The organism is Sphingomonas sp., from assembly GCF_023266535.1.
Taxonomy (GTDB): domain Bacteria; phylum Pseudomonadota; class Alphaproteobacteria; order Sphingomonadales; family Sphingomonadaceae; genus Sphingomicrobium.
The window spans coordinates 1-6,641 of the sequence record NZ_JAHFPY010000013.1 but is presented as its reverse complement, the minus strand read 5'-3'; the positions used below and the strand labels follow the sequence as shown (position 1 = coordinate 6,641).

Sequence of the window (6,641 nt, the reverse complement as noted above, 5' to 3'; positions counted from 1 at the left end):
ATCGGGGTGCAGGCGGCGACGTCGGCGGCCAGACGAGCCGCCGCATTGGGGTCGCCAAGAACCGGACGGTTCGGGCCGGCCCCGTTTTGGTCGGTGCCGTATAGCCACGGATAATAGCCGAAGGCCCGGTTCGGATCGATCTGCGAAGCGCAGACGATGTTGCCGTTGGGAACGCCGTTGTTAAGGCCACCATTATACTTGCCCTGGTCAACCGCATCGACGGCCAGCAGGTAGCGCTGGATGTCGAGATTGCCGCGAACTTTGGTTTTCTCGTTGAGCCTGCCGCCGTTAACGGCGATTTCGTAGTTCCAGTCATCCCAGAAGGTGCCGCGGAAGCCAACGACGACGCGATATGTTTCACGCTTCGCTTCTTCGTTACGAACACCAAGGCCGAGCAGGTTTTCGCGAATGGAAATTCGTGACCCGTCTGCGCAACCTTGGGCAGGAACCTGCAGTGCTCGCCTTGCGCAGATTAGGGCACGCGCTGCCGGATCTAGAAACGGGTTGTCGAGACGAACCTGTTCGCGGTTGCCGAGGCCGAAGAACTGGGCCGGATCGCCGAACGTCGCGCCCTGCGTAAACGCCGGGCCGCTACCGCCCGAACCGAAGCTGTCGGTACGCGAGTATTTGGCTTCGAAGAACGGAACAAGCGCCGGCGTAATTTCGAAGTGCCCGAACGCGTTGATGTTGTAGCGATCGAGTTTCGGTGACAGCTGCAACTGGTTGCCGCCCCGGAAATTCTCGCTGTTGCCACCAATGAAGCTGCCAGTCGTAACGCCGGCGCGGACGCCAGTCGCCGGAACGAGCGTGCCATCCTTGTTGAACACGAAGAAGCAGGGGTAGAACGAACCCAGCGGGTCCGTGCCGCAGCTATTCGCTGCGTTCTGGCCGCCAAATCGGACGGCGCCAGTGTTGGTCAGGCTGCCCGAGTGAATGTCGTGGTAGAAAATGCGGTCGGGAATGCCGTCAGATGGCACCGCCCCGGAATCGGCATCCACGACCAGGAAGCCGTCCTGGCTACCAAGCCAACGGCCCGCGCCGAAATACTGGTCCTGCCGGGCATATTCGGCGTTGATCGCGATGTTGCCGCGACCTTCGGCAAAGTTGGTGCCCCACAGACCGCTGATGAAGTAGGCGCCGGCATCGCCATATTTGCTGATGCCGCCCTGGGCGCGCACCTTGATGCCTTCATAGTCATCCTTGAGGATGAAGTTGACCACGCCGGCGATGGCGTCCGAACCGTACACGGCCGAATTACCGCCCGTCACAATGTCGACCCGATCAATCAGGTCGGTCGGGATGGTGTTGGTATCGGGAGTGACGCCGCTGTTCAGGACGTCGCCGCCGACGTGACGGCGGCCGTTCTGCAGCACCAATGTACGGACGATGCCGAGGCCGCGAAGGTCGACGTTGTTGATGCCGGCGGTGCCGAGGAAGCGGGTCGAGTTGGCCTGGCTGAAGGTCGAGCGCAGGGCCGGCAGGTCGTTCAACGTATCGCCAACCGACACGGTGCCCGTTTCGAAGAATTCCTCGCCACCGATCGAGGTCACCGGAATTGGTGATTCGAGGTTGGGACGACGGATGCGCGAGCCGGTGACGACGATCGCCTTGCAGCTCGGATCGCTGGGAGTAGTGGCGCAATCGACGCCTTGATCGGCTGCTGCAGGCTGGGCTGCTTCGGCTGGCGCACTGCCAGTATCCTGCGCCGCGGCGGCAGTATCAGCAGTCGTCGTGGCGTCCTGCGCAAAAGCAGGCTGTGCCAGCATCGCGGCACCCGTAAGCATGGTGGTGCCGAGCAGTTTAAACTTTCTCATGGATTACCCCTAACCCGAGTGGAATTTTGTAAAGGCCGGTGGCTACCGACATTTGCCGTTGATGTTCAACTGCCCCATGTGAATTGTCCGCGCCTTTTCAACCTAGTGTCGCTTTTTTGTCACGTTGGCGACGCCTGCTTTACTGTGTCTCCGCAGCCGCCCTATGACGGGCCCATGTTCAGCGGGGGCAGGGAAGAATGATCGTCGGCGCCGAGGCCGCGGCGGCAATCATTGTCATTGCCGCACTATGGGTCGCCTTCGCGGCGGCATTGGCGATTCTTGCCGCGCGCCGACTCCGCCGCGCGCAATCGGTGCTGGGTGCGGCACGGACCATGCGGTCATTGCTCGACGCAGCACCGGCGCGCGCGGTGCTGGTCCAGGACAATGGCAGCATCGAAGCGGATGCCAAGCTGGTCCGGGACCTTGGCCTGCCCGCCGTTCCGCAGCGGTTGGTGGATCTGTCGGGTACCGACCACGGCTTCGATGCCGAGGATTTCGCGTCCCTGGCCGAAGCATTGGATGACGTCCGGCTGAGCGGTGCGACGATCCGTCGCCAGCTCCGGCTGGCAGGCCGGGGCAAGGTTGTTGAGCTGCGTGCCGGGCTTGCCCCGCCACCCGCTAAACCCGGATCGGTCCTGGTCTGGCTGTTCGATATCAGCGATGCCGATGCCGACCGGGTCAAGCTGATCCGCCGCCTCCATCAAACCGAAGGCGCACTGGATGCGCTGACGCACCTCATTGAAAGCGCGCCGTTCCCGATGTGGTACCGTGGCCCGGACCTCAGCCTCGGCCTGGTCAACGCCGCATTTGTCACTGCCGTGCAAGGAACAAACGCAGCCGATGTGATCGAGCGGGGCAGCGAACTGATCGACGCAGTCGGCCCCGACAGCGCTCGCGCCGGGGCCGAAATCGCCTTGGAAAGCGGCCGACCTTATTCACGCACGCAGCCCGCAACCATTGGCCAGGAGCGCCGTATGCTGCGGATCGTCGACGTGCCGCTTCCGACCGGCGCCGTGGCAGGTTTTGCAGTCGACATCCAGGACCTCGAGGACGCTCGCATCGAGCTCATCCGGCATCAGGAATCCCAGCGCGAACTGGCCGACCGGATGACGGCCGGGGCAGTGCAATTCGATGGCGACCGCCAGCTTGCCTTCTTCAACCAGCCGTTCGCCATCATGGCCCAGCTGGAGCCCGAATGGCTGTCGGAACGGCCGGAGTTCGACCGCGTGATGGAGCGGATGCGCGAGAACGGGCGCCTCCCCGAAGTGCGCGATTTCCCGGCGTGGAAGGCCGAGCGGCGCGACTGGTTCACCTCCGCCGAAGAAACGATCGAGGAAGACTGGATGCTCGCCAATGGCGACCATTTGCGTTTGCTCGCCCAGCCGCTTCCCGACGGCGGGCTCCGCCTGATCTTCGAGGATCGCACCGAACAGGTCCGCCTGGCTTCGGCCCGCGATACTTTGCTGCGGGTCCGCGGCGCGACCTTCGACAATTTGTTCGAGGTGATCAGCGTGTTCGCCTCGGACGGGCGCCTGTATCTGTGGAATCGCCGGTTCAGCGAGCTGTGGGACTTGGACGAAAGCTGGCTGGCCGAGCATCCGCGGGTCGACGAACTGGTCCCGGCCATGGCCAAGCGCCTCGTCAATCCTTCTGCTGCCGCGCAGGTCCGCGAGCTGGTTCGCTCGACCACCAGCGGTCGCCAGTCGGGGACCGGCCGGCTTTCGCTGACCGACGGCCGCCATCTCGATTTCGCGGCGGTGCCGCTGCCCGACGGCAACGCCCTTTTCACGATGATCGACGTCACCGATTCCAGCCGGATCGAGGCGGCGCTGCGGGAACGCGCGACGGCGCTGGAAGAGGCCGACCGGGTCAAGACCGACTTCGTCGCCAATATGAGCTATGAGCTGAGGACGCCTTTGACCTCGATCGGCGGGTTCGCCGAAATGCTGGCGGCCGGTTACGCCGGGAAACTGCCGCCCGCCGCCTCTGATTATGTCGGCGCAATCCTCGAATCGGTCGAGCGCTTGTCGAAGCTGATCAACGACGTGCTGGACCTGACCCAGGGCGACACCCAGGGTGTCGTGCTCGAACGTGAGCGCGTCGACATCGCTGGCATGTGCCGCGCTGCCGCCGAGGCGCTTCGTCCGCGGGCCGACGAAAAAGGGCAGAAGCTTGAGGTCAATCTCGATGCCAGCGCCGGGAGCGTCATCGGAGACGCCAGGCGCCTTAGGGAGTCGGTCGAGCACATCTTGCGCAATGCCGTCGCCTACACCGAGGAAGGCGGCCATGTCTGGTTGAAGGCCAGCGGCGACGACGATCAGGCGATCGTGACAATCGTCGATGACGGACCCGGCATAGCCAAGGAGGACCAGGCCCAGGTCTTTGCCCGCTTCCATCGCTCCGGTGCCCGGGGTGAGGCCGCGCTTGGCCTTGGCCTGCCGCTCACCCGCCAGTTCATCGAGGCCCATGGCGGCAAGGTCGAGCTGGAATCGGCGCTCGGCAAAGGCACCAGTGTTACCCTTTGCGTCCCGCGTGCGCCGCAATGAGGATCAAGGATGAAAAGGCGATGCTCGCCTTTGGCCGGAAACTGGCCGCGGCCCTGCAAGCGGGAGACGTAATTACGCTATCGGGGCCCTTGTCGGCTGGAAAGACGACCTTGGTGCGCGGCCTGCTCGCCGGCCTTGGTCACAAGGGCGAGGTGCCCAGTCCCAGCTTCGCGTTGGTCCAGCCCTATGAAATGCTGAAGCCGCCGGTCTGGCATGTCGACCTCTATCGGATCGAGGACCCGTCCGAGCTCGACGAACTCGGTCTTGATGACATCGCGGGCGACGGAGCGCTGCTGGTCGAATGGCCAGAGCATGCCGGTCGCAGGACATGGTCCAATGCTCTCGCCCTGTCGCTCGACGTGCTGGAAGATGGCGCGCGCGCCTTGACAGCCGAGGTCCCCGCGGCATGGGAGGGGCGATGGCCGCCCCGATGATTCCGCCAAAGTCCGCGCCCGAATTTCTTGCCCGCCACGGCTGGGACGAAGCCCGGATCCTGCCGCTCGCCGGCGACGCCAGTTTCCGGCGCTATTTCCGGGTGCTTGCCGGTGATCGCCGGGCCGTGCTGATGGACGCGCCGCCGCCGCACGAGGATCCGCGGCCATTCATGGCAATCGCCAACTGGCTCGAAGGCGTCGGCCTGGCCGCGCCCCGCATCCTCGCTGCCGACCTCGACCGGGGGCTGCTGCTGCTCGACGATTTCGGTGATGCCCGCATGCGCGAAGCGCTCGACGAGGACCCCGCGGCCGAGCACGGCCTTTATGAGACGGCGGTCGACGTGCTGGTCCACCTGCATGATCATCCGCCGATGGAAGGACTGCCGCCCCACGGGCTCGGCGAATGGCTAACCGAGCTCAGGCTGTTCCCGGACTGGTATGTGCCGGCGGTTGGGCTAGAGCCGGTCGACGTCGTCGGCTGGGACGCGGCCTGGACCGAGGCGTTGGCGCCGGTGGCAAATGATGGTCTTGGACCGGTCACCGTGCTGCGCGACTATCATGCCGAGAACGTCATGTTGCTGGGCGGGAGAGGGGGCATCGGGCGCTTCGGCCTGCTCGATTTCCAGGATGCGCTGGCCGGTCACCCGGCATACGACCTGGTGTCGGTGCTCGAGGACGCGCGCCGCGACGTACCTCCGTCACTCGAGCGCGAGATGATCGACCGCTATCGCGAAAAGACCGGTGCCGACGAGCGGTTCGAGCGGGCCTATTGGGCGCTGGCGGCGCAGCGCAACACGCGCATCCTCGGTGTCTTCTGCCGCCTGTGGAAACGCGACGGGAAAGAACGTTACAAGCAATTCCAGCCGCGCATGTGGGGCCTTTTGGACCGCGACCTGGCACAGCCCGGGCTCGAGCCCGTCAGGGCCTGGTTCGACACCAATATTCCTGCCGACTTCCGCTCGGCGGCCTGGACGGAGGCGGCATGAACCGCAAGGTGCGCGCCCTGGCTCTCCGCCCTGAGATTGAAGCAGCTGTGCCCGGCACCGCAATGGTCATGGCTGCCGGCCTCGGAAAGCGCATGCGGCCGCTGACCGCGACGCGGCCCAAGCCGCTGGTCGAGGTCGCCGGCAAGGCGTTGATTGACCATGCGCTCGATCGGCTGCGGGCTGCGGGGATCGGCAAGATCGTCGTCAACGTCCATTACCTTGCCGACGCGCTCGAAGCGCATTTGAAGGCGAAGGCGAGCGATTTCGACGTCAGGATCAGCGATGAACGCAAACAGTTGCTGGAAACCGGCGGTGGCCTGATTCATGCTGACAGGCTGATCGACGCCGATCCCTTCCTGGTCGTTAACAGCGACAATTATTGGATCGATGGCCCGGCCGACACGCTGCACCTGCTCGCCTCACTATGGCGGGAGAAGGACATGGACGCGCTGTTGCTGGTGGTGCCGCAGGCGCGGGCCGGCAATCATCGCGGTCCGGGCGACTTCCATATGAAGGCCGACGGGCGATTGGTCCGGCGCCAGAAGGGTAAGGTCGCTCCTTTCGTGTTCACCGGCATCCAGATGGTGTCAAAACGGCTGCTGCGCGACGCGCCCGAGGGCCCGTTTTCGACCAACATCTTATGGGATCGCGCAATTGCCGAGGGCCGCTGCTACGGCGCCGTCCACCAGGGCCTGTGGTTCGACGTCGGCAACCCCGCCGCGATCAAGGCCACGGAGCGTGCCCTGCAAGATGTCTGAGGGCTGGCTGTTCGATCGCCGGAGCCCGGCCGACCCGCTCGTCTATTCCATCCCGGCGCACCGCAGCTTTGCCGACGCCCTTGCGCTAGGCATGATCAAGGCG

Annotated in this window: 5 protein-coding genes; 4 read left to right on the top strand and 1 reads right to left on the bottom strand. The window is 64.7% G+C overall.

Features of this window, described 5'->3' with window-relative positions; genetic code table 11:
• The coding region (locus Q0C64_RS03195; RefSeq protein ID WP_294120772.1) for a Plug domain-containing protein at positions 1 to 1,814 on the bottom strand (1,814 nt) is incomplete at its 3' end.
• A 197-nt stretch (positions 1,815 to 2,011) separates the two neighbouring features.
• Between Q0C64_RS03195 and Q0C64_RS03190 the strand changes: the two genes are divergently transcribed.
• From Q0C64_RS03190 to Q0C64_RS03175, 4 genes are read left to right on the top strand one after another with little or no spacing between them, the layout of a single operon-like run.
• Positions 2,012 to 4,360: a PAS domain-containing sensor histidine kinase gene (locus tag Q0C64_RS03190; RefSeq protein WP_294120771.1), complete on the top strand. Its 2,349-nt coding sequence runs from the start codon at positions 2,012 to 2,014 to the stop codon at positions 4,358 to 4,360.
• Positions 4,357 to 4,794, top strand: coding sequence for a tRNA (adenosine(37)-N6)-threonylcarbamoyltransferase complex ATPase subunit type 1 TsaE (tsaE, locus tag Q0C64_RS03185; RefSeq protein ID WP_294120770.1), 438 nt, complete (start codon positions 4,357 to 4,359; stop codon positions 4,792 to 4,794). Before Q0C64_RS03190 ends, tsaE begins: the two co-directional genes overlap by 4 nt.
• Positions 4,791 to 5,780 (top strand): phosphotransferase, encoded by a 990-nt coding sequence (locus Q0C64_RS03180; protein WP_294120824.1) that lies wholly within the window; start codon positions 4,791 to 4,793, stop codon positions 5,778 to 5,780. Before tsaE ends, Q0C64_RS03180 begins: the two co-directional genes overlap by 4 nt.
• Complete coding sequence (locus Q0C64_RS03175; protein ID WP_294120768.1) at positions 5,777 to 6,538, top strand: nucleotidyltransferase family protein; 762 nt, start codon at positions 5,777 to 5,779, stop codon at positions 6,536 to 6,538. Before Q0C64_RS03180 ends, Q0C64_RS03175 begins: the two co-directional genes overlap by 4 nt.
• The last annotated feature ends 103 nt before the right edge of the window (positions 6,539 to 6,641 follow it).

Excerpts from the sequence above, each read along its gene's own strand:
- Q0C64_RS03190 (WP_294120771.1), top strand. The coding sequence starts at position 2,012 with ATGATCGTCGGCGCCGAGGCCGCGGCGGCAATCATTGTCATTGCCGCA.
- tsaE (WP_294120770.1), top strand. The coding sequence starts at position 4,357 with ATGAGGATCAAGGATGAAAAGGCGATGCTCGCCTTTGGCCGGAAACTG.
- Q0C64_RS03180 (WP_294120824.1), top strand. The coding sequence starts at position 4,791 with ATGATTCCGCCAAAGTCCGCGCCCGAATTTCTTGCCCGCCACGGCTGG.
- Q0C64_RS03175 (WP_294120768.1), top strand. The coding sequence starts at position 5,777 with ATGAACCGCAAGGTGCGCGCCCTGGCTCTCCGCCCTGAGATTGAAGCA.